The following is a 26361-nucleotide window of genomic DNA, read 5'->3' as shown; positions in this document are numbered from 1 at the left end:
CACCGTATTGGAACAAGAGTTATCAAATTCACTGATATGGTAATTGTTGATAATAGTAAGCCAGACGGTAACGAAGATCAGGAGTGGGAAAACCCGCAAAATCCTGAGAAACCATCTGATGCACGCGATGAAGAACAGGTACAGAGGCAGTATGAAGAGGCCAAAAGGCGCAAAGACAACCTGACCGAAAAAGATCACATTGACAAAGAAAAGAAGACTGATAATTAATTTAAAACTATCAAAGCAATGAAAACTTACAGCAAACCATCTATAAGCAAATTAGTATCAAGTTTTGATACCGAATTAAAAAACCTGTTATTACAAGATTTAAGAGCTGTAAAAAGCGCCAAAAACCAATTGCTTGAAAGTATTAAACAAAGCATTAACGCTAAAAGCTTAGCTGCCTAAATAATATACTACCACACAACCTACATATACCTATGAAAAACAATACTCAACCACAAGCCACCAAATTGATGAGTCAATTTGATAACGAATTGAAAAAGTTACTAATGGCTGATTTAAAAGCATCTAAGCTAAAAAATCAGTTTGTTAGCAATCAATTGCAGGTAAATACTGCTACAGCAGCTTAATCAGCACATCTACCATCTACCTATATATAACTTCTACAACATCACCTATGAAAAAGATAAAGCTCCGCATATGCCGGAGCTTTATTTGTTTTGGGTATATTTAATTATAAGTTCGGCTGTTTGGGCGGAGGCGCCTGGCTGCCCCATTAAGCCATCCAGTTTGTCATAATTAGCTTTTTGCTCATCAATATAACTGCCATCGTGCAGTAGGCGGTCAACCTCCAGGCTAAGGCTTTCTACATTACAGTGTTCCTGAATAAGCTCCTTTACCACTAGCTTGTCCATTATAAGGTTAACAAGCGTAATAAACTTTATTTTTAGAAATTGCCGCCCGGCCCATATCAAAATAGGGTTGGCCTTATATACAGCTACCTGCGGTACATTAAATAAAGCAGTTTCGAGCACTGCTGTGCCCGACGCCACAATGGCTGCATGTGCATGGTATAATATATCATAAGTGGCATTGAATAATACGGGGAGCTTTGAGCCAGCCATATATTGCTCATAGTATTGGGGCTGAAAAGATGGCGCTCCTGCAACTACAAATTGGTAGTCGGGATATAGCTCCGCAACCTTTACCATCACGGGTAGTAACCGGCTTATTTCCTGTTTGCGGCTGCCGGGTAATAAGGCAACCAGCTTTTTAGCTTCCAATCTGTTTTTTACAAGAAACTGCTCGTCTGCCTTAAAGGCCGATACGGCATCCAGTAAGGGGTTGCCTACATAATCAACCTTCATGTTAAATTGCTTGTAAAAAGCAACTTCAAAGGGGAGAATGCAAAACAGGTGATCTACCACCTTTTTGATTTTATAAACCCTTTTTTGGTTCCATGCCCACACTTTGGGCGATATATAAAAGCAAACCCGTAAACCTGCAGATTTAGCAAAATCGGCTATCTTTAAGTTAAAGCCAGGAAAATCAATCAAAATAACTACATCAGGTTGCCATGCGGCAATGTCTTGTTTGCAAGCCCTCATGTTACGCAATATAGTACGCAGGTTGGCTGCTACCTCTACAAAGCCCATATACGCCATGGTTGAGTAGTGCTGTACCAGCGTGCCGCCCTGTGCCTGCATCAGGTCACCGCCAAAGTAGCGGAAGTCAGCTTCCTTGTCTTGTTCCTTTAATGCTTTTATAAGGTTAGCGCCATGCAAATCGCCGGAGGCTTCGCCTGCTACCAGGTAATATTTCATGTCAACCTTATTTTAAAAACGAACAAAAATAATAACATACAGGCAAATGTTGCTATCATCACCCCACGGCCGGTTTCGTCGGCATTTTTTTTATAGCAAAGCCGGATGATAAGCAAGTTTATGCCAAGTGCAACCAGGTAGGGGATAGCTGGTTTATTAAGAATAATTACGTTGGGGTATAACTTGCTAAACAGCAGCCATGCTGTTAATGGCAATATTAATCCAAGCAGCAAGCCAATTAGAACAGAATTTTTACCAAGCATATCATCAAAAGTACAATAGTAAGCGATTTTTAATGTTATTTTTAAACACGTAATTAATTGAAATTAATTTAAAATGAAAAAACTGTTATTAATACTCACTTGCGCTGCAATAACCCTAACAGCTAACGCACAAAAATATGTACCGCAAATAAAAGCAGGTACGGTGCTGAATTACACAGCTAACGCCCGTGCCATGGGGCAAACCCTGCCTGCAATTTTAACCATAAGCGAACTAAATGCCCCTATGAGGATTAAGTGGGTCATTTCCGGCTTGGGCACAGGCATGTTCGAAATTTCTGCTAAGGCTATACAGAGCGGCAACAAAATGGCGCTTCGGGAACCTGGCTTTGACGCTGTAACCAAATTAAAGGATAACGAGACGCTGGCTTTCTTATCTAAAGATACTTTTAACAGTTTGCTCACTAACAAAGCTTTTGAACTGAACGGGCAAACCTTTACAGTTACGGAAAGTGCAACTCCTTACGTTTTGGATGGGAAAGAAACTGACACGTTTTATGCGGTAACCAAAAACGGTAAAACAAAGTTGTGGATACTCAACAGCGCTGATTTTCCACTCATTTGTAAAATTGAAGGCGCCCCCCAGGGGATTGACTTGACCTTAAATAGTGTACAGTAACCAACGACTAACAGCAGAAATTAGTGCTTGGCGGCAGCTGTTGCAAATTTAGATAGCAGTAAAACAATGATTTGGTAAATTTGTAGTATAGGGTGAGTTTGCAGCCTATACATACCTCCATACCTGCTTTATATCGTTTAAGTTCCGCTACCTGCTGTAAATGCCTTAATATACTTCAACCTTTTTAGCCCATGATAACAACGGCCGGCAGTACTTTCGAGCATATTTTTAACTTACTGAATGATTCGCAAACCTATTACCTCGTATTAGTTGATGACGAAGGCAATTACGCGCATTTTAACGAGTATTTTTTAGAAAAGTATCAGGCGTATTATAAAAATCCGGGAACCCGTTCGGCCCTTGCAGCTTTACATCCGGATGATCATGGTGTGGCTTACCAAACAAATATGATGTGCCGGCAGCACCCACATCAAAGTTTCCAGGTAACGTTACGAAAGTTGAACGGCAGAGGAGGTTATACCATTACCCAATGGGACTTTAAAGCCAATCTGACACTTGAAGGTAACATCAGCGGTATTATCGGAATGGGTTACGATATTACCGATTTCGAATCTCGACAGGATCATATTAAGTTTCTTACATCAACGCTTCGTGATGTGGCATACAAGCAGTCTCATGTAATCAGGCGCCCGCTAGCCAACATAATGGGCCTGGTAGAAATACTGGAGGATAGCGAAATGGATGAAGGTGTTAAAGTTGTTGTGCAAATGTTAAAGCAAAGTTGCGTTGAACTGAGTGAGGAGTTTAACAGCTTCCTGATTAAAGGCAGTCAAGAAAAACCGCTTGGTTACGAGGAAGTAGAATAAGCCGGTAAAACTAATATACTTCGATACGTATCAATCTAACACCCTACAATCAAGCGCTATAATTTCCAGCTATTGATATAAGATATGGCATGGTGTGCGGTCATATCAAACTGCACTGGTACTACAGATACAAAATTGTTTTCAAGCGCCCATACATCCGTATCCTCGCCCTGGTCATTTAACTGAAATTCGCCGGTAAGCCAATAATAAGGACGTTTGTGTGGGTCCATTCTTTCATCAAACTCCTCGGCCCACTTGCCCTGTGCCTGCCGGCAAACTTTAATTCCTTTTAATTCATTTCCTTTCGGAAAGTTTACATTAAGTAGTGTGCCTGCGGGGAGGCTGTTTGCCAGAACCTGTTCAGCAATCTTTTTAACATATTTGCTGCAGGGGCCAAAGTCGGCCTGCTGTGTATAGTCATCCAATGAAAAGCCAACAGATGGAATGCCCTCAATAGCGCCCTCAACCGCGGCCGACATGGTGCCTGAATAAAGCACGTTTATAGAGTTGTTTAAACCATGGTTAATACCCGAAACGCACAAATCTGGCTTAGTGCCTTTAAATACCCGGTTAACAGCCAGTTTAACACAGTCAACCGGTGTGCCCGAGCATTTGTACATTTCTATACCTTCGTACAAGTCTACTGCATCTAATCGCAACGGTTTGCCGATAGTAATCGCATGCCCCATGCCCGATTGCGGGCTATCGGGCGCTACCACCACAACATGGCCCAACTCTTGCATGGTTTCAATCAAAACTTTAATACCAGGCGCAGTTATGCCATCATCGTTAACCACCAAAATTGTGGGCTTAGACTTTTTCATACCGCTAAGTTAGTTATTTTAAGTTCTATGCTTTACCAAGAGGTAATTTGGTTTTTAATGTTCACATAATCAGATGATTACATGTTAGTGAAAAATTAATTTGCATTTAATGCAAATATTTTTGCTCAGGCCCGTATAAGTGGCAGAAAGCTATGCTTTTTGGCTCAATACAACTATGCTAATATTAAATATTTATTGAAAAGTTATATTTTTTGTGAAAATCATAAATAATTAAACTTTAAATTATAATTTGCTCCCTTTTATGAGACCCGTTTCTATACCTGCGTATATCAGTAACTTCTTTTACACTAAGCAAGATCCACTACAAGTGAAGCAGGCTTATCAAAAATTGTATAAGGGAACGCCTGATGTATCTGTAGTTATGCCGGCTTATAATGAGGAAAGCACTATTGTACAAACGCTGGCGTCGTTGTGTAGCAATGAAACCAAGTGGTCGGTTGAGATTGTAGTGGTAAACAATAACTCGCAGGATAAAACCGAAGAACTGGTAAAGGCCTGCGGCGTAAATTGTATACTCGAAACTACGCAGGGTATTACCCCCGCTCGTAATGCTGGCCTGGCTAAGGCAAGCGGCAAATATATACTGAATGCCGATGCCGACACCATTTACCCCAAATATTGGATAGAAGAGATGGTAAAACCATTGGCCGATAGCAGTAAACAGGTGGCTATTACATACGGCCGCTTTTCGTTTATACCGGTGGGTAGCACCAGTCGTTTTACTTATTTTTTTTATGAGTATTTTTCTGACTTTACCCGCTTATATAATACGCACTTTAAAAATGAAGCGGTAAATGTTTACGGGTTTAATTCGGGCTTCAGACGTGAGCAAGGGCTACAGGTGGACAGTTTTAACCACCCCCCAGGTACCAACGAAGATGGTTATCTGGCACTAAAATTGAAAAATAAGGGCTTCGGAGACATGTTTCGTGTTGATGAACCCCGGGCCATCGTATGGACAACAGATAGGCGCATACAAATAGATGGCGGCTTATGGAAAGCAACAGTAAAACGTTTTAAACGCGTATTTATTTCGTGACAATATTATTTGTAAGAACCTTTACCGTATAAATTACGTATCAGGTATACATATATAATGATACAGTATGATACCTGCGATTAACAACCTTTTAAGCACAACAAACACTACCAAATCCACACGTATGGGATTCTCCGACACTGGGCAAACTAAAATATTAATTATCGAAGATGATAATTATATGCAGCTTATACTCAGAAAGTTCTTAGGTAAAGCCTATGAGTTAGAAATTTGTCCTTCGGCATTAGAAGCACTTTCGTTTTTACAAAACGGCAATATCCCCGACTTGGTGATATCCGATTTAAATACACCCAACCTGAGCGGACTTGATTTTATTGCCCAGTTACACAGCAGCGATTTTTTTAAGTCTATACCCGTTATCATCGTATCGGGTGAGGATAGTTCAGAGGTAAGGGTGAGGTGCTTAAATACAGGCGCAGATGATTTTATTGTAAAACCTTTTAACCCGGCTGAGCTCGAAGCGCGTGTTAGAGCGATTTTAAGAAGAATAGGAAAGAGCGTGCAGAACTTATGAGTGTTGACACATTTACCCACAAACGGCAAATTATTGCATTGATTAATTTGAGCGACGAGCTCACCATGTCAATTAATCAATGTAACTTTCAGGATAGACAACTCATGCATTTTAAAAATGGCATGCAGATGTTCTCGGCCTGGCAGGAAGGTAAGCTAAATATTGCAGCAGTTATTTCGCAAGATGAGGTTTTAGCTTCATCGGGTATTACACTGTTAGAGACTTTAAAAAAGAATAACATGCGCGATGTGCCGTTCTTTTTAATTGTTAATCATTTTAACAGCAACCTGCGTAGCCTGGCGCTTAACGCCGGTGTAGCCGATGTTTTCAAGTTGCCGGTTTCTTACCAAAATATTGAAACAAGGGTAAATTTTTTGATTGACCACTGGAAAGGATTGCGCAACAATGTTGCCACCCGTACCGAAATTACTTATAAAGTGCCCGCAGGTAAAAGAGCGTTTGATATGTTCTTCTCTGGTTTGGCCCTTTTAATGTTATCGCCGTTCTTTTTGTTGGTTTATATATTAATTAAGCTCGAATCGAAAGGTCCGGCGTTTTATTACTCATTGCGTGTTGGTACGGGTTACCAGGTATTTAAATTTTACAAGTTCAGGTCGATGTATGTAAATGCCGACCGGCGCCTGAAGGATTTAAAACACCTGAACCAATATGACACCGATGCCGCCGCAAAAAAAGGTGACGAAGGCAAGCAGATCATAGAAAACACCTCGCACCTGTGCAGCGATTGCTTAAGCGCCGGCAGGTGTCAATTCCCAATGTATGCGGATAAAGTGCACTGGTGTGAGCGTGAGTATATAGATAATAAAAAGACAAGTGCCGGGTCGGCCTTTTTTAAGATCAAGAACGATCCGCGTATTACCCGTATTGGAAACTTTATTCGTAACACCAGTATTGATGAGTTGCCGCAATTGTGGAACGTTTTTATTGGAGACATGAGCATTGTAGGCAACCGCCCGTTACCGCTGTACGAAGCAGAAAAGTTAACTACCGATAAGTACGCCCTTCGCTTTCATGCCCCCGCTGGAATAACCGGCTTATGGCAAGTAGAAAAGCGCGGTAAAGGCGATATGAGCGAAGAGGAACGCTTAATGCTGGATAACGTTTATGCCCAAAACCATAGCCTGCGCAGCGATGTGAAGCTTATACTCAAGACCATACCTGCACTTTTGCAAAAGGAAAGCGTATAGAAAAATATAGAAAATCAGGAATTAAGATGTATCAAAAAAAGCCATCCTCAAAAAAAGGGTGGCTTTTTTATTGTTAGCGCGGCTGATATTGCTACGCTGCTTTATTAGTAAAAGCTAAGATTTAAGCTCCTAATATAAGTTCCGAGTAATGTGTTTTGTAAACAAAGGTTCGAAGCTGAACGCTTAAAAAGTCAAAATAACCTATACTCGTACCCAGTCCTTTAACTCAAAATCATATTGTTTAATGATTTTGGCAGGGTTGCCTGCAGCTACCGAGAATGGGGGGATGCTTTTGGTGACTACAGCATTGGCAGCCACTACGCTGTGTTTGCCTACAGTTACGCCTGAGGTAATTACGGCATTAGCGGCAATCCAGCAGTCATCTTCAATTACAATGGGGGCGGTTAATATCTCTTGCGTATGAATGGGTTTGTTTACGTCACGATACTCGTGGTTTAAGGCACTTACTACAATATTTTGCGCCATAATTACATTGTCGCCAATGTTAACGGGGCCAATAATCACATTGCTCATGCCTATTAGGGTGTTGTTGCCAATCAGTACATCGCCTACACCGTTGTTAATAGTACAAAAGTCTTCAATGGTTGAGTTTTTGCCCAGCTCAAAACGGTTAAAAGGCATTACGTCTAACCGAGTGCGCCAGCGTATTTTTGAGCCCTGAGCCCGCTTATGCAGAAATGGGTTCACCAATATCTTTACCCAAAACCGCGGTGTTGCCTCACCCTTAGGTATAAGCATACGGTGCACCATTTTCTTTAAAGAAGGGTTGTTCTTAATCTGATCTGTAAGCGACATCGCTCGTTTTTACGTTATATAGCAGGATAAGTTCCTGTTTGTAGCAGCTAAATTTCGTATAAAGGTAATTTATTTTCGTTTAGATTTTTCCCAGGCTGCACTTTGTCCGCCGGCCATGTATCTGAAGATACCGCGTATCACTGCATAGTTCATCATGCAAAAGTAGTAGGGAATGAATAGTATCTTCACTTTTATCTCGCGGCGCTCCAGCAGCCACCCTGCCAGGGCCATCAGGTAAAAAGCTGCCTGGGCAAATAAAAGTAACTGATAAATTAAGCCTCCGCCTGCCGCAACAATGGCAATGTTAAGAAGCAAAGCCAGTATCATTAAAAAGGGTACCACCGTCCACCGTAATACGCGGTGGCTAATGTATTGGAACGATAACAATGGCTGGTTGAACGGGTTGAGTAAGTTCTTTAACCAAATGATAGATTGAATACCACCGGCAGCAATACGTATTTTACGCTTCAATTCTTCCTTAACATCGGCAGACGATGTTTCGGTTGCATATGCTTCCGGTTCATAAAGTACCCGGTAGCCTTCCTCGGCTACCAGCAGCGATATCATAAAGTCATCTAAAATGGCATTAGGCGATACCGGTCTGTACAAGGCAGTGCGTATACTAAACAATTCGCCCGCTGCCCCAACTACCGAGTGTAGTTCGGCATCCCAGGCTTTCAGCTTCGATTCATATTTCCAGTAAAATCCTTCACTGGCGGTAGCATCGGCAGTTGCATCTACCATTATACGCTTTTCGCCTGCAACAGCACCTACGCGGGTATCCGCATAGTGGCGGCAAATTTTGAGCAGGGCATCAGGGTTGAGATAGGTATTGGCATCAGTAAACACCACTACCTCGCTGATAATTGTTTCCATAGCACGGTGTACAGCCGCTATTTTACCGCGCCGATCAGGCGAGTGCATTAATCTGATCTGCGGATATTCAGCCACCATTTCGGGTGTACGGTCGCTGGAACCATCGGTAATAAATACAAGATTCAATTTACCGGCCGGGTAATCGAGTTCGAGCGTATTTTTTATCTTTTCGGCAATAAAGCCTTCTTCATTATAAGCTGCAATAACCAGGCTGCAGGTTGGCATATTAGCCATATCAACTACCGGTATCACCGGGGTGCCGCGTAGCTTGCGCTTAATTTTAATAATTATAAAAAGTAATATCCCATAACCTGCAAAGGCATAAAAAACAATAAACAGGCTAAGCCAAAATAGTATTTCCATAAATTAATTAAGCCTGTAACCTAAATCGGTACTGTTTTTACTGTGCGTTAAATTCCACCAAATGGCTTTGATTAACAAGCCGGTAAAGCCTTTATAGCCTTTCCGAAGGTAGTTGATTATGTTACGTGGTGTAACCACCAGTATAAAGTAAATATAAAAAATGATAACCGCCAAAACCGAAGGTGCATTGCGCCTGATGAAGAGTATGCGGTTGCGGTTCATAAAATATTCTTTAAGTCCACTTATCTTACCTACCGAAACCGACTCTTTGTGGTAAATAAGCGCTTTTGGCTCGAGCCATATCTCGTACCCTGCACGTTTAATATGGTCATTCCAATCCATTTCTTCGTAATACAGAAAAAAGTTTTCGGCCATTAACCCGCCTTTGGCAATAGCTTCTTGCCTAATCATCATGGCCGCGCCGTGTATATAACCAGTAGGGCCTGTGTGGTGATCATACTGCCCTTTATCTACCTCAAACTGGCCTATGCATTTGTTGCGCATGGTGTAATAATTCATGGGCGTAAAGCCGGCATATTGAAGGGTGTCGGGCTGGTCAAAGTACCTTATCTTAGGCGATACCATACCCACTTGCGGTTGGGTATCTAATATATTTACCAGGGCCTGTGTTAAACCGCGCGTAAACTCGGTATCATTGTTCACCAAAAATAAATAATCGCCTTTAGCGGCTTTAATGCCCAGGTTGTTGCCGCCGGCAAAACCCAAATTAGTTTCAGACCGTATAAAGGTTATATCGGGGTAGCGTGTTTGCCAGGCTGGCACCGGGTTATCTTTACTGGCGTTGTCAACAACAATCAGTTCAATAGCCTGGTAAGCATTTGTGGCGGCTATGGAAGCCAGCAATTGCTCGGTAATGAAACTTTGATTGTAATTAACCGTAATGATAGAAACTAATTTCATTGTATAAGTTTACGGTTTAGGGCCATAAAAGTTTGTGATGAATTTATTACTTTGATTTGAGTAAGCACGAAGATATAAAAAAAGAAGTGGCGCAGTTGCAGCAGGTTACCAATAAGCAAACCGCTATTGATGACAAGCTGGAAGAGCTGGTAAACTTGCTGGCCGAAAGCGAGATTGACAGCGAAAAGGTAAAGCAAATCAGGACGCGGGTAAACCAGGCGCTTGATGATGCCGGATCTTACCGCGACCAGCTCGATGCATTTAAGCAAATAGATGTGCATGACACTGCTAACCGTGCCGACTTGCTCGACGAGTTTAGCGTACTGCTGGCCAGCCATCAGGTTGACAGCAACATGTCTAAAAAATATCTGCGTGGCGAGCGTGTCTCGCGGTTTTTTCTTATCCTTATCAGTCTTGTACTCATAATGCTGGGCTTTGCTATGATCATTATGCCGGCACCGCCTTATTTCGAAATGTTCACCATCTTTTATTTCAATCCGCAGGATGGGGTAACTTTAATGGATGTTATATCTTTGCTCATTATACTTACCGGCAGTTATTTGTTGGTAAAATCAGTATACAAACAATTAAGCACCGATAAATAATATGACCAGCGCATCCCAAAGTATTTTATTGGTTGATGATAACCCGCTGTTCCTTAAACTGCTTGCTCAGGCGTTTACCCGGGCAGGTTTCACCTGCCATACGGCACATTCGGCCCCCGAGGCGTTAAGCATGCTAAAAGCCCAGGTCCCGGATATTATCCTGTCTGACTATGAAATGCCCGAAATGAACGGGTTGGAGTTCAGGCAACACCTGCTTGATGATGCCCATTTAAAGGATATTCCCTTTGTGTTTCTTACCGCGTTTGACGATCAGCAGATTATGTACAGCGGGCTCGATTTGCGCGCTATTGATTATGTTATAAAGGATACGCCTGTTGATGTTATTATAGCCAAGATAAACAACCTATTGCACACGGTGAATATGCAAAGGCAACTGTCTGAACTGGAGATCAGGAAAACAGTAGCTGCACTCAATATTAAGGCAGTACCACAAAAGTTGCCTAAAATTAACGGCTTTGATATTGACCTATGGCACCAGGACTTTCAGGACATACCCGGCGGCGATTTCATAGATTTTATAGAGGCTGATGACCGCTACCTGTTCATCATACTGGGCGATATTATGGGTAAAAAGTGGAAAGCCTGGTTTTACACCTTCACCTATTTGAGCTATATACGTGCAGCGATCCGCTTTGGAGTATCAGATAACCAATACTCGGGCGCTGCTATGCTGCAAAAAATAAACGAGGTAATTTATCATGACGAGGGCCTGCGCGATATATTGTGCAGTTTATCGTTAATATGCTTGGATAAGCAAACCGGCCAGTTAAGCTATACTGGAGCAGGCGATTTACCGCTACTGCATTACCATAGCTTAACACAGGAAATCAGACCCATAGAATCGACAGGGTTGTTACTTGGCATGCTGCCCGACGGGAATTACACCGGGCAACCGATAACACTGGCCGAAGGCGACCAGCTTTTTTTGTTTACCGACGGACTGACCGACTTTGTTGCAGACGGCGCAAAGAAGAGCGATTATCAACAATTTGCTGGCCATTTAAAACAACAGCTGGATGGTGGAGTTACCTTCACCGAATTTAAAGAAAGTTTACAAAAGCAATCATCCAAATGGGTTGATGATTGTAGTATTATATACATCTGCAAAATCTTACCACATGCTTAATGTTCTTAAAGAAGAAGCTAAATATTTATTAGTTGAGGTTAACTTAACGGAGGCAAACTTAAGCCATGCCGAGCAGTTTAAAAACGAGTTGATCAGCCTTCTCAATACAAAAAAACGCAGTATTTGGCTTGATATGGCAAAAGTGACCTATGTGGACAGCTCATTTTTGGGTGCCCTGGTAGCTGCCTTAAAACATGCAATGCCTATGCAGTGCGATGTCGTATTGTTAAGCCCGCAGCAGGACATCAGCGATCTGCTAAAACTAATCAGGCTGGATAAAGTGTTTAAAATGTACGCTGGCGAACAGGATGCTGTACAGGCGATTGGATAGGGCAAACAAATGAACGAGCAACACTTTGATTTTGATAACCGGGCCGAAGGTATAAGTGCTTTCTCGCACCTGGTGCTCGATCACCTGGTAACGCAATTGGTGGAGTGCCACCACGACAGCAGTTTGTTGTTTAAAGTTAAATTTATACTGGGTGAATTGCTCAACAACGCTGTTAAACATTCGGGCACAAGTAAATCGGTCTTTAGCCTGGAGGTTCATAAAGAGCATCTTATCATTACAAAAACCGACAATGGCCAACCATTGCCCTACTTTACCGCAATTGCTTCAAAGCCCAATGAACCGTTGCTGATTAGTTATGACAGTATACACAGCCTGTATGCCGTTTTTAAAAATGAAAAAGTGGAATTTTATAATACTGAAATTGATAATTCCGACATCTACATTAACACGCTAAGCGAACATATGGGCTTGCTCATTATTACAAAGGCCGCCAGCGAATTTACTTATAGTTACCGGCAACCAGCCAATATTTTTACCGTAAAGCTTAATTTAGGCTGAAGCCACCCTGCTGTCGTTACCCAGCTTTTGATCAATAAGCTGCATTATATCACCATGCTTATCCAGGTCAAATTTGCGTGCGTATAAGTTGTTTGATGCTAAAAGCTTGCTTTGGTCGGCAATGGTAAGTGTTTTCGGGCTGGCGCCTCCGGCCGACCAATCAATATACCGTAGATTATTGTTCACCAGCCGCTCATAAAAAGGCGAGTTATAAAGGATGGTTTGAAATACAAATTCATCCGGCCCCCAGGTTAAGCCTATAAAGCGCCTTAATTGCGGGTTCTGTTTCCAAAAATTTAATATATAAGCCACCGCATCACCTGATGCTGTGAACCATTGCGATTGCCCTACCGGTATCAATGCGTTGGGCATACTCCGCTTAGGCAAAAGCTGATTTAAAAGTCTTTGCGCTATAAAAACTCCGGGAAATTTATAATTATTCAAGTGATACAGCTCAATACGGGGAATGGCTTCCTGCCAGTCATTACTTATGGCTTTAAAGCTCATAAAGGTTTTACCTTTATGCTGGCTCAAATAATCATGAATATATTCGGGTCTTTGCAGAGGGTAATCACAACCACTGAGCAAGTTTATAAAATCGTACTTTGTACCGGTTGCCAGTATTTCAGTAAAGCCATTAATAGTGGCATCCACCATGCTGCTGGCACCCCATTTTACACTCACTCTTTTGTCTACAAAAAATACGTTTTTTAGCGTTCTTAAATAGCCGAAGGGTGCCAATGGTGTCTTTTTATCTAAATGTACATACACCACATCATCGGCATAAGTCAATCGCCTGATGAGCAGTTCCAACTGGTTGGGGTTGTTGTGAGCTAATATCAAATGCGCTATTCTCATGCCTTTATTCAATGTGGAGTTTGTGTTTCCTATATACACTTGTTATGTTATTATGTAAGTTGCCTAAAACAGGTTTACAGCGGTGCTTTTGTTTAAGCTTTTACTAATCCAATACTTAACCTGCCGGTAACCGGTTGCATATATACTGCCAATGGTAAACGGATAATACCTGCACAAAGCACGATAGCCTATTAGCGTTCCAATCAGTACCGGGAATACGGTTGCTATGGCTATGCCGTAAATACTGCCCAGCAGGTACACGCCTGCCCAGTCAAAAACTATATTAGCTACGAGCATTACCAGTACTTTATAAAAGTTCACTTTTGGATGGTGTATTACATCCAGCGTGAGTGCAAAAAAGCGGTCGGCCGGGTATAGTAAGGCAAATGTTAAAAACAGGCGGAATACGTTTGCTGCATCCGTGCCTGCATATTTGTTGCCACCTATAAGGTAAATAGGTAAATCGGCAAAAAGGCAGCCCAGTATCACAGCCGGTATCAATACAATGCTCAGTGTTCCGGTATAGCGCTTCATAATGCTTATGACCGAAAACCGGTTGTTCTGGTTGTAAGCGACAGATAGTTCGGGCATACCGGTGGCGGCAAAACTTCGCAGCGGAATCTCAACCAGTTGCATTAGCGTTTGGCCCAGGTTATAAATGGCTACCGCCTGCTTGTTAAGAATAAAGTTGATGACAAAGGTATCAGACGTGCGGAAGAGATTGGATATTAAGGTAGTCCCCACACTAAACTTACCAAAGTGAAACATATCCTTTATGCCCTGCGGGCTGCGTTGCGTAAGGGAGCTAATGCGCGTCCATCCCATTGCAAGTGCATAAATACTGGTAAGCAGGTTGGCCCCCAGGTATATGTACAATACGGCTATTACGTTTACCTTGCCTAAAATAAACAGCAACAACACCCCTAACAGAAATGAAGCCTGGTTAACCAGCCTCACGTATAAAAGCCGGTCGAAACGTTGCTCGCCCTGCAACACGCAGGTAGCCATAAACCACGGTAGCGAAAAGATATAGTTCAAACCAAACCACCGGCAAAACATCAAAATACTCTCATCATGTATATAGGGTGTTACTAAAAATGCGGGAATATTTATGAACAGTAGCAGTGCTGTAATGATGAGGCCCAGCCACCAGGCCGAGCCGGCTACTTCGGCCATGCGTTTGGTATCGGCACCGGCGTAAAATTTAATGAAGGCCGTAGTAATAAAGCCCGACCGAAAGGTATCTACCAGAATTAAAATGGATTGAAAGAACACCCAGATACCGGCATCGTTCACAGATAAGGCATGATATATCAGCACCATGGTAACCAACCCCAAACCCGACATAATGACGTTGCCGGCCAGCGAAAGGAAGTGTTTGTTTTTAACCAGGGTGATAACTTTTAGCCACATATCTCGTACAATAACACCAAGCTATGCAAACTGAATGCCTGTAAATTCAGAAACATATAGCATATTAGCTCAATTTATGGATGTTAACGTAAATCACTTTCCAGAAGTTACCTTATTAATTACACATTATAACCGCAGTCAATCGCTGGAGCGCCTGCTAAAGACTTTTAACGACCAGCAGATGAGCTTTGGCGGTATTATAGTGTCTGATGACGGTAGTAAGCCCGAGCATCAAAAAAAATTACAGGAGCTGCAAAGTGTATACGGTTACAACTTGGTTACTACGCCTCAAAATAGGGGATTGGGCAATAACATCAACAAGGGGCAGGACGCCGTTTCTACACCTTACACGCTCTACGTACAAGAGGACTTTGAGCCCAAGCCACAATTTTTGCAGCACCTTAAAGATGCAAGTAACTTTATGCAGGCAGATGCCGGGCTTGATATTGCCCGTTTTTATGCCTATTTCAGTTACCCTTATACCAAAGCTTATGGCAAGGGTTTTGCCGAAATGGTTTTTAAGCCCCAGCTATGGGCTAATAACCACATCAAATTTTACATGTACAGCGATCACCCGCATTTGCGGCGCACCTCTTTCTTTCAAAAATTTGGGCGATATGCAGAAGGTGTTAAAGGCGATATAACGGAATATCGCATGGCCAAATCATTTATACAGCATAAGGGCAGAGGAATTTTTTTTGAAAACTATAACGACTTGTTTTACCAGAAGAACTCAAGTGATGAGCCGAGTACCATGAACCGGGCGGGCTGGCGCGAAAGCAAGAATCCACTGGCACTGGCTTTGCGTTATGTATACCTGCAGTTTAAACTCATGCGCTGGACTTATGATGTGTTGTATAGAAAGTAAAGAGTGCCCAAGGTGTTTTTGTGGGAGCCGCAAGGTTGCACTTTGCCGTTTTAACCCAGCACGTATATAAATTTTTGCCTGCTGTTCTAAAAAGATAATCTTCAATTAAAGAATATAGAAAGTAAAATTTCATGCCAACCCAATTTCCATCTGTCACCCTCTTAGTTACGCATTATAATCGCAGCCAGTCATTAGAGCGGCTTTTACAGGCATTCCAAAAACAAGAAATTGTATTTGGAGACATTGTGGTGTCGGATGATGGAAGCAAGTCGGAGCAGGTTGTGCGTTTAAAAGAACTGGCGGCGAACTATAATTTTAGACTTGTTTCAGCACCCCAAAATAAGGGATTGGGTAACAATATCAACAAGGGGCAGGATGCGGTAAAAACAGCTTATACGCTATACGTTCAGGAAGACTTTGACCCCTTTGCGGGTTATGCAGTTCATTTAAGTAATGCCTTGACCATTATGGAAGAGCGGCCCGATGTGGATATAGCCCGCTTTTATGCCTATTTTAAATATCCGTATCTGAAACCTTATAAATTTGGTTTCTCCGAAATGGTGTTTAAGATATGGTACCCTGGTTACAAAAAATTTCATGTTTACAGCGATCATCCGCACTTGCGCCGCAGTACATATTTTGAAAAGTTTGGCCGCTACGCCGAAGGGTTAAAAGGCGACCGGACCGAATTTATGATGAATCTTTCTTTTATTAAAAAGAAGGGCAAGGCCGTATTTTATGAGGATTATAAAAAACTGTTCGATCAGGTTAACTCATCAGACGAGCCCAGCACAATGACGCGCAGTGATCTGCGCCAGAGCAATAACCCGTTAGTTGTGTTAGCCAGGGCTTTGTATCGCAATGTTAAGCATACGTGGGAAGTACTTTTTTAATAGCACTGTAAATCTCAGCCACGTTGTTGGTCCAGGTATGGGTGGCGGCAAAACGCACACGTTCGCGTTGTAACGTTTCACTGTTCTCGGCCAGGGCCTGGTCAATAAGGCGTACATAATCTTCCTTGCTATCGCCCAGGTAAACATGCTCTGCAAAGGTGCTCATAGCTTCGGTGCGGGTAGCAACAGTAGGCTTGCCCATAGCTAAATATTCGTCAATTTTACGTGGGTAATTGCCAATAGTTACTTGGTTAACAATCTGCGGATTGATGCATACATCAAACGCACTAATGTAAGCCGGTAATAACTCCGGGCTTTTGGCACCCAAAAAATGAACATTTGGCATGCGGTGCAAATCGCTCTGCTGAAACTCGCCATCCTCCGGGCCTACCAGTACAATGTTCCATCCCGGGCGTTGTTTAGCCATATGCTTTATAATGTCTATATCAAGCCTGATGCTTTGCAGCGCGCCAACATAACCGATGATGGGCTTAGGAATATAAGTGATATCCAACGGTGATTGCTTTTGCTGATTGTACCCCGTGAAAGTATCCAGATCACAGCCCTGGCCTACGTAAAAGGAGTTGGGGTTGTATTGCTTGCAGTAATTAGCTAAGTAAGTAGAATTAGCTACACAAAGGTCGCTTTTAGCTATCAGTTCGGGCTCCATGGTAGTGCCGTGTAATTTCCAGTAATCAACAGCCAGCATAAAATCGCGCGAGTAGTAAATGCTTAATGCAGGTTGCAGCATTTCCTTCAGGTAAAAGCTTCTGAACATGTCATTATCGTTAAACAATACATAGTCCTTAAAACCAAGTTGCTTAATGGCCTTTTTAATACTGCGGGCAAAGCGTTTATTATTCAGCTTATTTAAAAACGTGTAAATGGTGTTGTTTTTAATCCAGTTTACCGATTCAATAATCTCATCAGGGTAATAGTTCCATAGGTTTTCCTGCAGGCGTATTAAACCGTTAACTTTGCCGTCAATTACTTCCAGTCGTTTCTTAATATTGGGTGAATCTTTATGCCTTAGCAGCGATATACGATCGAGCGGCGAGTTAACATACAACACTCGGTTATGCTTGCTTAGCTCAAGAGCTATATTTTTGCAATTGCTGCCTATCTCTACATCCCAGGGTTGCTGTCCTACAATGATAATATCCTTGTTTTTTATTAGATCGCCGCTGCTCATATGGTTTATACGGATGATGTACTAAAAGATTGTATCTGTAGCTTTTCTTTTTGTTTAGCCAGGTCTAACCGGTAGGTTACCTCTATTAAAGCTACCTCCAGGTAAAAGAACACGTTTGATGGATATTGCACCAATGCTTCCTGCGGAAAGTTAGCAATATTATACGCAAACACAATCAGTGTCATGGCCAGGCAGTAAGTTTTTAGCTCCGGGTCCTGCATCTGGTAGTAGTTGTTAATGCCCCGCTTCAGGATGGTAAACATCATTAAACAAAACAAGAACAAGCCGATCCAGCCCTCCTCAACTGCCACGCGGATGTAACCACTATCGGGCGGAAAGCTGGCCAAGAACGAACCCGGTGCAAACTTTTTACCCCAGTCGCCCGTGGCGCCTAATCCACCGCCCATTGGGTGGGTAAGTATGTAAGGCTGTATGCGTTTTTGGTTTTGCTTACGCAGGTTATACGAGTCGTCATTATTAGGCCTGAATGCCGTTTGAAAGCGTTGAATATTAGGGTTACCGGTAGGTATGTTAATAAGTACCAGCAAAAATACAGCTGCCACGCAAGTAAAAATAAGTACACGCTGGCTGTAATTTAAAATGGCAAATAGCAGCAACGCCGCCGGTAAAAGCACGTTAGCTCCTCGTGTGCCCGAAAATAACATAGCCGACATAAACAATGCTGCACATATGGCTAGTACCACTTTTTTCCAAAGTTTAAACTTGCCTGCTATAATACAAATGCATAGTATGGTAGGCATTACCATATTATAAGAGAACGCAACCGGATCAGAAAAAGTAGAGAACTTGCGCCAATGACCGGCAATAAATAGTAGCGAGGCAATAGCCGGATCAGAATGCAGATAGGCGTCTTCGGCTGCCGAGAAGCCAATATACTCCTGTTTATAAGCATACAAAGCGCCTATTAAGCTCATTAACAGCCAGAGCTTTAACAGCAGGCGTACATATTTAACCGAGCGTATACTGTATAAATGAACAAAATAGCCCAGCAGTACAATAGCTACAGTTCGTATGGTATATACCCAGGCCAGGCGCGATTCGGCAAATGGATTGCCAAACTCCAGTATGTTATAGCCCAGCCATATTAATAGTACGGTAGTGATAGGACTTTTAAAATAAACCCAGTTGTGATTATCTTCTTTTACGCGGATAATTAAGCCTAGCAACAGCAAAGCCTGAATACCATCCATCAAAGTACCTACCGGCCCCGGCACCCCTATGCGTATGAGTACGAACAGGAAGTAAGCCATAATAAGCTGCAGAATAATACCGAATTTGGGAAAGTTAACGATGGCATGCAGCAAAGGCAGTACACCAAAGGCAATAAGCAACAGAATGCCAAAGGGCAGCCCCATTTTGGCGGTACCCAAGGCTATGATAGCCGCAGCTGCCAGTAATATAATGATACCTGTAGGGTTATTAAGCTTTTGTACCAGGAACAGCTTAGCCAGCCGCTGCCTGATACTGCCGCCCGTTTTGCTGCCTTTTATGGTTGCCTGAAAATCCGTCACTTACAAAAACAAAATTTTGATAAAGAAAAAAAAGGTACTCAAAAAAGCCACCGCTAAAGCTACAATACGGGTTATCTGGTCAATCTTGCCCTGAAGGGCCGGATCAACCTTATTATCTCGTAGCGCTTTATCTGTTGGATTTATCCTCATGGCTTAGATATTGTCTGTTGTGCTCTGACTACCGCGGGTAGCAACAGAGTATTGGTTTGCCTTACGAGCCTTTAACAATGAAAGTATCTGAAAATAAATAAATTTAGGAATATTAATCAGCGATTGCCATACGCGCTTATCCGTATCAGATTTAGCCAGGGCAATGTAAAAGCCCAATACAAATAGCAGAAAGCCCAACATCCACACAGCCACAGCAGCCCAACTAATAAAAATGTTGATGAACATGCAGAACAAAGCCAGTATCAAAAATATAAATAGGGGTGGCCTCAACAGTATCAACCCGAATATGAACTGATTTAAACTAAAGTTTTTAACCGACTTTAACAATAACGTAAAGCCGTAACCAAAGTATTTAAACCAAGTGTTTATCCAGCGGGCGCGCTGCTTAACTAACTGGTCCGAATGGGTGGTCTTTTCATCCCAAACAATGGCTTTTCCGGTAAATGCAATGCGCTTGTTTCGGCTTAGTATGGCGGCCTGCAGTACCTTGTCAAACCCGGCACCGCTTACATCGCGATTTTCAAGGCTTTCGCGGTAAAGCTGTGTGGTAAATGCCATGCCCGATCCGGCCAGTGTAGCCGATGAACCTACCTGAAACAAAATCTTACCATCATAAAAATGATAATATATATCGCGGGCTGCATCCAGGCAGGCGTAGGTAGTGTCAAGGTTTTTGGCCTCTCGTACACCCTGTACTGCCTCAAAGCCCTGGTTAAACATTTTGTTCAGTTCGTTTAAATATTCGGGCTCTACCAGGTTGTCGCTATCAATAATGGTTAACCTGTCGTGTTGGCGTTTAAAGCGGTTAATGGCATAAAAGTGGGAGCGAACGTTGCCCGCCAGTGTTTCTTCGGGGCGCAGTATAACTACACGCTCATCTTCAAAATTAAGTGTGCTGATATCGCACTTATCGGCCACAACATAAATTAAATAATTGCTGTAATTAAGTTTTAGTAAAGAAGCCACCACGTCGGGTATGGCAGTTACCCATTCATAAGCGGTTACAATAATGGCGTAGTCTGCCTCGGCAGGGGATGAGAGCAACACCTGAGGCTTTCTTTTAAGGCTATAGAAAAGGTAAAGTACTATTGGCAACACCAAGTTATACCCAATCAGTACCTGAAATATTATCCATAACGTATTTATTACGGCCATGTAAGTAGTTTTAACGAGTTAAATGTTAGGCTTGCTGTTCGGCAGGTACCTGTCCTTTATCTACTTCATTTAACACCCAGCCTATAAATTGGTTAGGCAGGCTTTGTAAATAGTTTATGTGCAGTTTTTTATGCTCCTTTAAAGTTTGACCGGCTTTTAAAATGGTAACTACTTTATCGGCCACGCTAATCCACTCTTTTGATTTGTTGAGCGTGTTTAGTGCCGAAGCTTCGATAATGATAATATCGAAGTTTGATTTTAATAAAGATAGCTTTTCTTCAATTACAGCGGAAGAAGCAATTTGTAACAGCGAAATATCATTGCCTTTGTTGCCCAAGGTACTAATTTTTGAGGTAGATGCCAATTCATTAATGGGCAAATTGCCGGTTAGGTAGTCTTCTATAAACGTTTTGGCTTTCACGGCTGCTGTAATATCAGGTCGGGTAAAGTCGCCGTCAATCAACAATACTCTTTTGTTTACCAGCGCATAGGCATAAGCAAGGTTTAGGGCTAAAAAGGTTTTACCCTCATCTTGCGCAATGCTGTTCACCAGCAACACCTTATTGCCTTTCAGTTCATTATCAATCTCAAAACGAATTGATTGCAACAAGTTTTTAAACCTCCGATGTTCATCATTACTCTGAGTATCGTTCCATATCTGGCGCAGGTCGAACGTAGATCCGCTAAGTTTGTGCAGGTAACCCAGTACAGGTGTTTTGGTGATGTTGGCCAGTTCACGCGGATTTTTTACAGAGTTATCCAGGTAAAACAACACAAACAATATCAGCACACAAAACAACACACTGATAACTCCGCTAATAATAACCAGCAGCATTTTTTTTGATGGCTGTGCTGCACCCGGCATGGCGGTTTCAATTTGCCTTAAATTGACCGAAAAGTTAGACTCTAAACTGGTTTGATTGTATTTTTCGAGTACGTCCATGTACTCATCACGTGCAATTTGTATAGCGCTTTCGTCAGATTGTACTACTGCTTCATGCGGTACCAGTCGGGTAAGGCGGTTATTTAACCTTATCAGTTCGCGCTCAATTGAACCAGCGCTGCTTTTGGCCAGATCATACTGAATTTGCATGGTTAGCTTTTGTGCAATGAGACTTTGCTTGTTTACCATAGGGTTAACAATGTACTTGTCTGACGCCCGGCTGATCTGGCTACTCATTAATCTGGTTAACGAGTCAATACGTTCTTGATATTCGGGTTTAAAACCACTTTGTACGTACTCATTGTTAACGGTCTCCAGTTGGGTACGTGTTCTCATCAACTGCTGGTTAATGCGTACCATTGAGCTTTCCAGGTAACGGCGATCGGCAGGGTCAAACTGGTTGTCAATCTCATTAATAGCCGCTTTGTAGGCAATCGCATCTTTTTCAGACTGCTCACGCCGGGTCTCAAAATCAGATATTTGTCCGTACAAAGATTTGGCCTGCTCGCTCAGGTTCAATACCCGATTCTTAATTTTATAATCTTTTAAGCGGTCTAACCTCCGTTGTAAAGTATCTCCTTTAGCCTGCAGTAGGTCACTGTAAAAGTTTACGGCTTTGCGCTGATTTTCCTTTACCAACAACGTATAGTAAGCAATAAACTCCTGGCATAAATTATTAACCACCAGTGCCGACATGTTGGGATCTTCTGACTCAAATTGTACAAACAAAAAATCACTGTTGCCATCGCGGTAAACGGTTAGTTTGTTAAGTAACGACTGGTCGTCATACCGCATGGAGGCCATCAGATCATGCAACCCGCGCTGGTCGGGGTCAAATAGCGATAGCGGCTGCCGCAGGTTATAAAATTTTTTGTAAACAGCTATGGCATGTGCTTTTGCCGATGCATTGAGTGTTAGAAATAACTTGCTGGGTTTACGAAAAGGCGTTGACGAAGACAAGTCATGAATCATGAGCTGGTAACCCACCTGATCCAGCATCTTTTTGGAGCGTATCATGGCTATCAGGTTGCTGAACTCCTGGCTCACCTGCTGGTCTTGCAGCACAGCGGCCGCTGTATTAATGCTTTTTTGTGTCTGGTCTACAATACCGGTGGCAATTTGGCCGCTGGATAAATAGGTATCGGGCTGGTTACGAACCAAAAAGTAGGTAATGATTACCGTTACTAACGGTACTAAAACCAGTGTAAGTTTATGACGGAGTAATACCTTTAGGAAACTACTTAAATCCATTATTTAATATTTTCTAATTTTTCGCCCAGCAGTTCCTCAAGGTCGGCCTTTGCCATAAACAGATCAGCTTCAGCAGTAATTTTGCTTTGATTTTGTTGCGTAAGCGCAAGGCGGGCTTTGTTGTAAGTATCAAGTGTTTCTTCGCCTTTCTCAAATTTGTATTTAACGTCCTTCATTACATTCTCGGCATCAATAGATGCCTGCGACTGCAGCTTCAATGCAGCCACCCGTTGTATATATTGATAGTAGCGTTTTTTTACCTGGGTACTTAAGGTTATCAGGTATTCTTGTATGTCGTTATTGGCAATGGCCAATTCCTGCTTGGCTTGCTTAACCGCATAGGGCTTTTGCAGATAGGAGCCTAAGTTAAAAAACAAGCCAAATTGCGTACCCTTAAATAAGCTGGTTTGGTTGTTGGTATTTGCTGTGCCTGTTGTGCCGCCAGTAGTAGTTGTAGGCGCCAATGTATTTAAATTGAAGGTAGTATTGGGCTGATAAACGTATGAAAATGTCAATGCATCGAGGTAGGAGAGTTTGGAACGGCTCACATTGGTTTGTGCAACGGTTATACGGTTATCTAACGATTTTAAGTGCGGATAGTTAGCTTTGGCGGTGTTAATCAGTTTTTCAAGGTAGGGTTCTGATATTTCATTTACCAACGAATTTTGGGCCATTAAGCTAACCGGAGCGGCAAAAGAAGTAGAAGCTAAAATAATAACAAGGGTAAATAATCTGTTCATCAAATTCTTGTGTGCTGGCAAGGTATTATGGTTAGCCTTAAAATGGGTTAAAGTACTTAAAATACCTTTATACGTCAATATAGTTAAGCCGGTTTATTTTAATCAAAAATAATTTAAAAGGTGCTTAAAGTGAGGTTGTTAAAGTTTTAAAATGCATTGAGCTTTTCAATTACAGCATTAATTTGATCCTCAGTATGGCAGTAGGAGCAGGGCAGGCTTAGTGTAGTTGCATGTATCTCATCGGCTATATTGAAGTTCTGTTCCTGCATTAACGGCTGCAATGCTTTTTGCCTATGCGGCGGTACCGGATAATGTATTTCGGTGCCAATGCCTTGCTGTAACAAAAAGGCCTTTAGCTTATCGCGCTGCGGATGCCTTATGTTAAAAATGTGGTAAACATCCTTGTAACCTTCCTCAACAACCGGCAAAATGTAGTCACTTTTTAACTGGTTAAGGTATAGTCCGGCAAGTTTGCGTTTATGTGCGTTAATATCATCAAGCGCCTGTAACTTAACGCTTAGGAAAGCTGCCTGCAATTCATCCAGCCTCGAATTGGTACCTATCCGTTCGTTGTAATATTTCTTATCCGATCCATAATTGCGCAGCTGTTTGATAATGCCGCCCAGGTTTTCATCGTTTGTAGTAACCGCGCCGGCGTCGCCCAAAGCGCCCAGGTTTTTGGTAGGATAAAAGCTAAATGCTCCAAACTCACCAAAAGTGCCTGCTTTTTTGCCTTTATAAGTGGCGCCGTGTGCCTGTGCACAATCTTCTATCAATATGAGTTGGTGCTTGTTTTTGATAGCTATAATCGCGTCCATATCACAACATTTTCCGTACAGGTGTACTACCATTATAGCCCGGGTACGTGGCGTAATAGCTTGCTCAATTAACAGCGGGTTAATGTTATAAGTGTGGATGTTTGGCTCAACCAAAACTGGTGTAAGGTTATTGTTCAGGATGGCGAGGATAGTAGCTATATAAGTATTTGACGGGACTATGACTTCGCTGCCTGGCTCGAAATTGTAAGCTTTAAGCGCCAGGGTAAGTGCATCCAGCCCGTTAGCCAGGCCCACACAATAAGAGGATGTATTCCATTCTGCAAACTGCTGCTCAAAATTGCTTACCGATTTGCCTAAGATGTACCAGCCCGAATTTAAAAATTCATCAAACTGTTGCTTAAAACGCGCTGTAAAAGGTTTGTTCAGTTCCAGCAGGTTTTCATACGCTATCATGCCGTTTCAGGATAAGGGTCGAAAATGTAGTCGCTTGCATCAAACGAGGTGGAGGCCAATACCAGCAGTATAGCATCGGGGCTAAAATTAGTCATAATGTGCCAGTCCTGCGTTTCCAGAATCAGGCACTTTCTAGGTGCGTCCAGTTCTATATGCTCCAACGTTTTGCCATCATGGTTTATAATGGTGCAGCTGCCCTGTATGCAAATAGCAGCCTGTACGGTTTTATGATGCCTGTGACCTCCGCGGGCAGAGTTATCTACCCCGTATATATAAAACAACCTTTTTATGGGAAACGGAATGGCTTCATCCAGCACGGTAAGGTTGCCGCGCTCATCGCTAAAAGTAGGTATATTAATCAGGTAAGCCATAGGTGCTGGTAGATGGTGTTAATTTAATGTGCTTGTCAAATGCATCTAAAAGTTCGCTGCTTTTCTCTGCGTTCACTTTGCGCGCAAATAAATCACCGGTTTGGGTCGCTTTTACAAAATCGCCCATATCCAGCACCTTGGGATGCGCCCCTCCGGCCGACCAGTCAATGTACCGGTAGTCGTTATTGACGAGTTCGTCTTTGTACGGCGAATTCATTAAAATAGTTTGGAAAACAAATTCGTCACTTCCCCAGGTAAAGAGGAAAAAACGCTCCAATTGGGGATTGGATTCCACAAAATTCACCACATGCATAGCCCGTTTCGGGTTTAGCATCCAAAACATAGCCTTGCCATAAGGGTCTAAGTTTTGCGGCATTTTACGTTTAGGTGTAAAAAGGTTAACCAGCCACTCAATACGGTGCCGGCCTTTAAAAGTAAAGTTGGTGAAATGGTATTTGGTGATGCGCGGCTGTGCCTCAATCCACTCCCGGTCTATACTTTGGTACTCAATAAACTGTTTGCCTTTGTTTTGCTCAAAAAAACTGAGCATGTCCTCCGCAGATTTAAGTGGATAGTCTTGCCCGCTCATAAAGTTAATATACTCATATTGAGTACCAGAGGCCACTATTTCTCTAATACACTTAAAGGTTGCCTTAATAGTATTGTAGCCAGCCCACCGCACGTCCTCGCGGTCTTTTATAAAATAAACATTAGGGTATTGCTGCAAATACAAATACGGCTCAATACTGTACTTTTTATCTACATGTATATAAAAATCAAACTGCGGATGAGTGATCGCTTTGATGAGCCTCTCTGTTAACTGTGGGTTGGTATAGGTAAGTATTAAATGCGCTATTTTCATGAATGCGGTTTCGGCTATAAGTTAAAGCAACGGTCAAATATGGGTGTTTTAAGACAATACCGTGCCATGTTTAATAGTCTGCTGGTTAATGCCGGTTGCTTAATAGGCAATGTATGTGGATAAATACGTAAGGAGGCGCATTTAGGTATGCTTAATTTTAT

The 26361-nt window shown here is 42.3% G+C and carries 30 protein-coding genes; 14 read left to right on the top strand and 16 right to left on the bottom strand.

Going from position 1 to position 26361, the window contains the following annotated elements; genetic code table 11:
* The first annotated feature begins 36 nt into the window (after positions 1-36).
* The 3 genes from ABDD95_RS19820 to ABDD95_RS19810 are packed head-to-tail and all read left to right on the top strand — an operon-like array spanning position 37 to position 593.
* The gene (locus ABDD95_RS19820; RefSeq protein ID WP_345949091.1) at positions 37-228 is read left to right on the top strand and encodes a hypothetical protein; all 192 of its coding nucleotides are present in this window, start codon (positions 37-39) and stop codon (positions 226-228) included.
* An 18-nt stretch (positions 229-246) separates the two neighbouring features.
* Positions 247-408 (top strand): hypothetical protein, encoded by a 162-nt coding sequence (locus tag ABDD95_RS19815; RefSeq protein WP_345949090.1) that lies wholly within the window; start codon positions 247-249, stop codon positions 406-408.
* A 32-nt stretch (positions 409-440) separates the two neighbouring features.
* A complete protein-coding gene (locus tag ABDD95_RS19810; RefSeq protein WP_345949089.1) occupies positions 441-593 on the top strand; it encodes a hypothetical protein in 153 nt (50 codons plus the stop codon).
* A gap of 81 nt (positions 594-674) precedes the next feature.
* Here ABDD95_RS19810 and lpxB read toward each other — a convergent pair whose 3' ends face one another.
* Positions 675-1787, bottom strand: coding sequence for a lipid-A-disaccharide synthase (gene lpxB / locus ABDD95_RS19805; RefSeq protein ID WP_345949088.1), 1113 nt, complete (start codon positions 1785-1787; stop codon positions 675-677).
* A 336-nt stretch (positions 1788-2123) separates the two neighbouring features.
* Between lpxB and ABDD95_RS19800 the strand changes: the two genes are divergently transcribed.
* On the top strand, positions 2124-2687 hold the full coding sequence (locus ABDD95_RS19800) for a hypothetical protein (RefSeq protein WP_345949087.1): 564 nt from the start codon (positions 2124-2126) through the stop codon (positions 2685-2687).
* Positions 2688-2878: 191 nt separating this feature from the next.
* A complete protein-coding gene (locus ABDD95_RS19795) occupies positions 2879-3514 on the top strand; it encodes a hypothetical protein (protein ID WP_345949086.1) in 636 nt (211 codons plus the stop codon).
* 56 nt (positions 3515-3570) lie between these two features.
* Here ABDD95_RS19795 and surE read toward each other — a convergent pair whose 3' ends face one another.
* Positions 3571-4338: a 5'/3'-nucleotidase SurE gene (surE, locus tag ABDD95_RS19790; protein ID WP_345949085.1), complete on the bottom strand. Its 768-nt coding sequence runs from the start codon at positions 4336-4338 to the stop codon at positions 3571-3573.
* Positions 4339-4600: 262 nt separating this feature from the next.
* On the opposite strand from surE, the gene ABDD95_RS19785 reads away from it, so the two are divergent.
* The 3 genes from ABDD95_RS19785 to ABDD95_RS19775 all read left to right on the top strand — a co-directional run bounded on the left by ABDD95_RS19785 (position 4601) and on the right by ABDD95_RS19775 (position 7141).
* The gene (locus ABDD95_RS19785; protein WP_345949084.1) at positions 4601-5398 is read left to right on the top strand and encodes a glycosyltransferase family 2 protein; all 798 of its coding nucleotides are present in this window, start codon (positions 4601-4603) and stop codon (positions 5396-5398) included.
* A 124-nt stretch (positions 5399-5522) separates the two neighbouring features.
* A complete protein-coding gene (locus ABDD95_RS19780; RefSeq protein ID WP_345949083.1) occupies positions 5523-5933 on the top strand; it encodes a response regulator transcription factor in 411 nt (136 codons plus the stop codon).
* Positions 5930-7141 carry a sugar transferase gene (locus ABDD95_RS19775; RefSeq protein ID WP_345949082.1) on the top strand — a complete coding sequence of 404 codons (1212 nt, stop codon included), beginning with the start codon at positions 5930-5932 and terminating at the stop codon, positions 7139-7141. The genes ABDD95_RS19780 and ABDD95_RS19775 overlap by 4 nt, the downstream gene beginning before the upstream one ends.
* A 201-nt stretch (positions 7142-7342) precedes the next feature.
* Here ABDD95_RS19775 and ABDD95_RS19770 read toward each other — a convergent pair whose 3' ends face one another.
* From ABDD95_RS19770 to ABDD95_RS19760, 3 genes are all read right to left on the bottom strand, one after another.
* On the bottom strand, positions 7343-7957 hold the full coding sequence (locus ABDD95_RS19770) for an acyltransferase (protein ID WP_345949081.1): 615 nt from the start codon (positions 7955-7957) through the stop codon (positions 7343-7345).
* Positions 7958-8026: 69 nt separating this feature from the next.
* The gene (locus tag ABDD95_RS19765) at positions 8027-9196 is read right to left on the bottom strand and encodes a glycosyltransferase family 2 protein (protein ID WP_345949080.1); all 1170 of its coding nucleotides are present in this window, start codon (positions 9194-9196) and stop codon (positions 8027-8029) included.
* Between the two features lie 3 nt (positions 9197-9199).
* On the bottom strand, positions 9200-10117 hold the full coding sequence (locus ABDD95_RS19760; RefSeq protein ID WP_345949079.1) for a glycosyltransferase family 2 protein: 918 nt from the start codon (positions 10115-10117) through the stop codon (positions 9200-9202).
* Between the two features lie 56 nt (positions 10118-10173).
* Between ABDD95_RS19760 and ABDD95_RS19755 the strand changes: the two genes are divergently transcribed.
* Genes ABDD95_RS19755 through ABDD95_RS19740 form a run of 4 tightly spaced genes read left to right on the top strand, consistent with a single transcriptional unit; the run spans position 10174 to position 12719 of the window.
* Positions 10174-10722 (top strand): hypothetical protein, encoded by a 549-nt coding sequence (locus tag ABDD95_RS19755; protein ID WP_345949078.1) that lies wholly within the window; start codon positions 10174-10176, stop codon positions 10720-10722.
* A gap of 1 nt (position 10723) precedes the next feature.
* Positions 10724-11869 carry a fused response regulator/phosphatase gene (locus tag ABDD95_RS19750; RefSeq protein ID WP_345949077.1) on the top strand — a complete coding sequence of 382 codons (1146 nt, stop codon included), beginning with the start codon at positions 10724-10726 and terminating at the stop codon, positions 11867-11869.
* Positions 11862-12200: an STAS domain-containing protein gene (locus tag ABDD95_RS19745; protein ID WP_345949076.1), complete on the top strand. Its 339-nt coding sequence runs from the start codon at positions 11862-11864 to the stop codon at positions 12198-12200. Before ABDD95_RS19750 ends, ABDD95_RS19745 begins: the two co-directional genes overlap by 8 nt.
* A 9-nt stretch (positions 12201-12209) precedes the next feature.
* On the top strand, positions 12210-12719 hold the full coding sequence (locus ABDD95_RS19740; RefSeq protein ID WP_345949075.1) for a hypothetical protein: 510 nt from the start codon (positions 12210-12212) through the stop codon (positions 12717-12719).
* On the opposite strand, the gene ABDD95_RS19735 is transcribed toward ABDD95_RS19740, so the two are convergent.
* Together ABDD95_RS19735 and ABDD95_RS19730 are read right to left on the bottom strand one after the other, a co-directional pair.
* Positions 12711-13577 carry a beta-1,6-N-acetylglucosaminyltransferase gene (locus ABDD95_RS19735; RefSeq protein WP_345949074.1) on the bottom strand — a complete coding sequence of 289 codons (867 nt, stop codon included), beginning with the start codon at positions 13575-13577 and terminating at the stop codon, positions 12711-12713. The genes ABDD95_RS19740 and ABDD95_RS19735 overlap by 9 nt on opposite strands.
* A gap of 63 nt (positions 13578-13640) precedes the next feature.
* Positions 13641-14990 carry an oligosaccharide flippase family protein gene (locus ABDD95_RS19730; RefSeq protein ID WP_345949073.1) on the bottom strand — a complete coding sequence of 450 codons (1350 nt, stop codon included), beginning with the start codon at positions 14988-14990 and terminating at the stop codon, positions 13641-13643.
* A 76-nt stretch (positions 14991-15066) separates the two neighbouring features.
* Between ABDD95_RS19730 and ABDD95_RS19725 the strand changes: the two genes are divergently transcribed.
* Positions 15067-15858 carry a glycosyltransferase gene (locus ABDD95_RS19725; RefSeq protein WP_345949072.1) on the top strand — a complete coding sequence of 264 codons (792 nt, stop codon included), beginning with the start codon at positions 15067-15069 and terminating at the stop codon, positions 15856-15858.
* A gap of 131 nt (positions 15859-15989) precedes the next feature.
* Complete coding sequence (locus ABDD95_RS19720; RefSeq protein ID WP_345949071.1) at positions 15990-16751, top strand: glycosyltransferase; 762 nt, start codon at positions 15990-15992, stop codon at positions 16749-16751.
* On the opposite strand, the gene ABDD95_RS19715 is transcribed toward ABDD95_RS19720, so the two are convergent.
* The 9 genes from ABDD95_RS19715 to ABDD95_RS19675 all read right to left on the bottom strand — a co-directional run bounded on the left by ABDD95_RS19715 (position 16723) and on the right by ABDD95_RS19675 (position 26200).
* The gene (locus ABDD95_RS19715) at positions 16723-17943 is read right to left on the bottom strand and encodes a glycosyltransferase (protein ID WP_345949070.1); all 1221 of its coding nucleotides are present in this window, start codon (positions 17941-17943) and stop codon (positions 16723-16725) included. The genes ABDD95_RS19720 and ABDD95_RS19715 overlap by 29 nt on opposite strands.
* 5 nt (positions 17944-17948) lie before the next feature.
* Complete coding sequence (locus ABDD95_RS19710; protein WP_345949069.1) at positions 17949-19475, bottom strand: O-antigen ligase family protein; 1527 nt, start codon at positions 19473-19475, stop codon at positions 17949-17951.
* Positions 19476-19625: a hypothetical protein gene (locus tag ABDD95_RS19705; RefSeq protein ID WP_345949068.1), complete on the bottom strand. Its 150-nt coding sequence runs from the start codon at positions 19623-19625 to the stop codon at positions 19476-19478.
* Positions 19626-19628: 3 nt separating this feature from the next.
* Positions 19629-20801, bottom strand: coding sequence for a glycosyltransferase (locus tag ABDD95_RS19700; RefSeq protein ID WP_345949067.1), 1173 nt, complete (start codon positions 20799-20801; stop codon positions 19629-19631).
* 25 nt (positions 20802-20826) lie between these two features.
* Positions 20827-22995 (bottom strand): AAA family ATPase, encoded by a 2169-nt coding sequence (locus ABDD95_RS19695; RefSeq protein ID WP_345949066.1) that lies wholly within the window; start codon positions 22993-22995, stop codon positions 20827-20829.
* The gene (locus ABDD95_RS19690) at positions 22995-23735 is read right to left on the bottom strand and encodes a TolC family protein (RefSeq protein ID WP_345949065.1); all 741 of its coding nucleotides are present in this window, start codon (positions 23733-23735) and stop codon (positions 22995-22997) included. The genes ABDD95_RS19695 and ABDD95_RS19690 overlap by 1 nt, the downstream gene beginning before the upstream one ends.
* A gap of 146 nt (positions 23736-23881) precedes the next feature.
* Positions 23882-24967 carry a DegT/DnrJ/EryC1/StrS family aminotransferase gene (locus tag ABDD95_RS19685; protein WP_345949064.1) on the bottom strand — a complete coding sequence of 362 codons (1086 nt, stop codon included), beginning with the start codon at positions 24965-24967 and terminating at the stop codon, positions 23882-23884.
* Positions 24964-25338, bottom strand: coding sequence for an FdtA/QdtA family cupin domain-containing protein (locus ABDD95_RS19680; RefSeq protein ID WP_345949063.1), 375 nt, complete (start codon positions 25336-25338; stop codon positions 24964-24966). Before ABDD95_RS19680 ends, ABDD95_RS19685 begins: the two co-directional genes overlap by 4 nt.
* Positions 25322-26200 carry a beta-1,6-N-acetylglucosaminyltransferase gene (locus ABDD95_RS19675; protein ID WP_345949062.1) on the bottom strand — a complete coding sequence of 293 codons (879 nt, stop codon included), beginning with the start codon at positions 26198-26200 and terminating at the stop codon, positions 25322-25324. Before ABDD95_RS19675 ends, ABDD95_RS19680 begins: the two co-directional genes overlap by 17 nt.
* Positions 26201-26361 lie beyond the last annotated feature (161 nt).

The organism is Mucilaginibacter sp. PAMB04274, assembly GCF_039634385.2.
GTDB lineage: Bacteria > Bacteroidota > Bacteroidia > Sphingobacteriales > Sphingobacteriaceae > Mucilaginibacter.
This window is presented reverse-complemented; position numbering and strand designations above follow the sequence as displayed.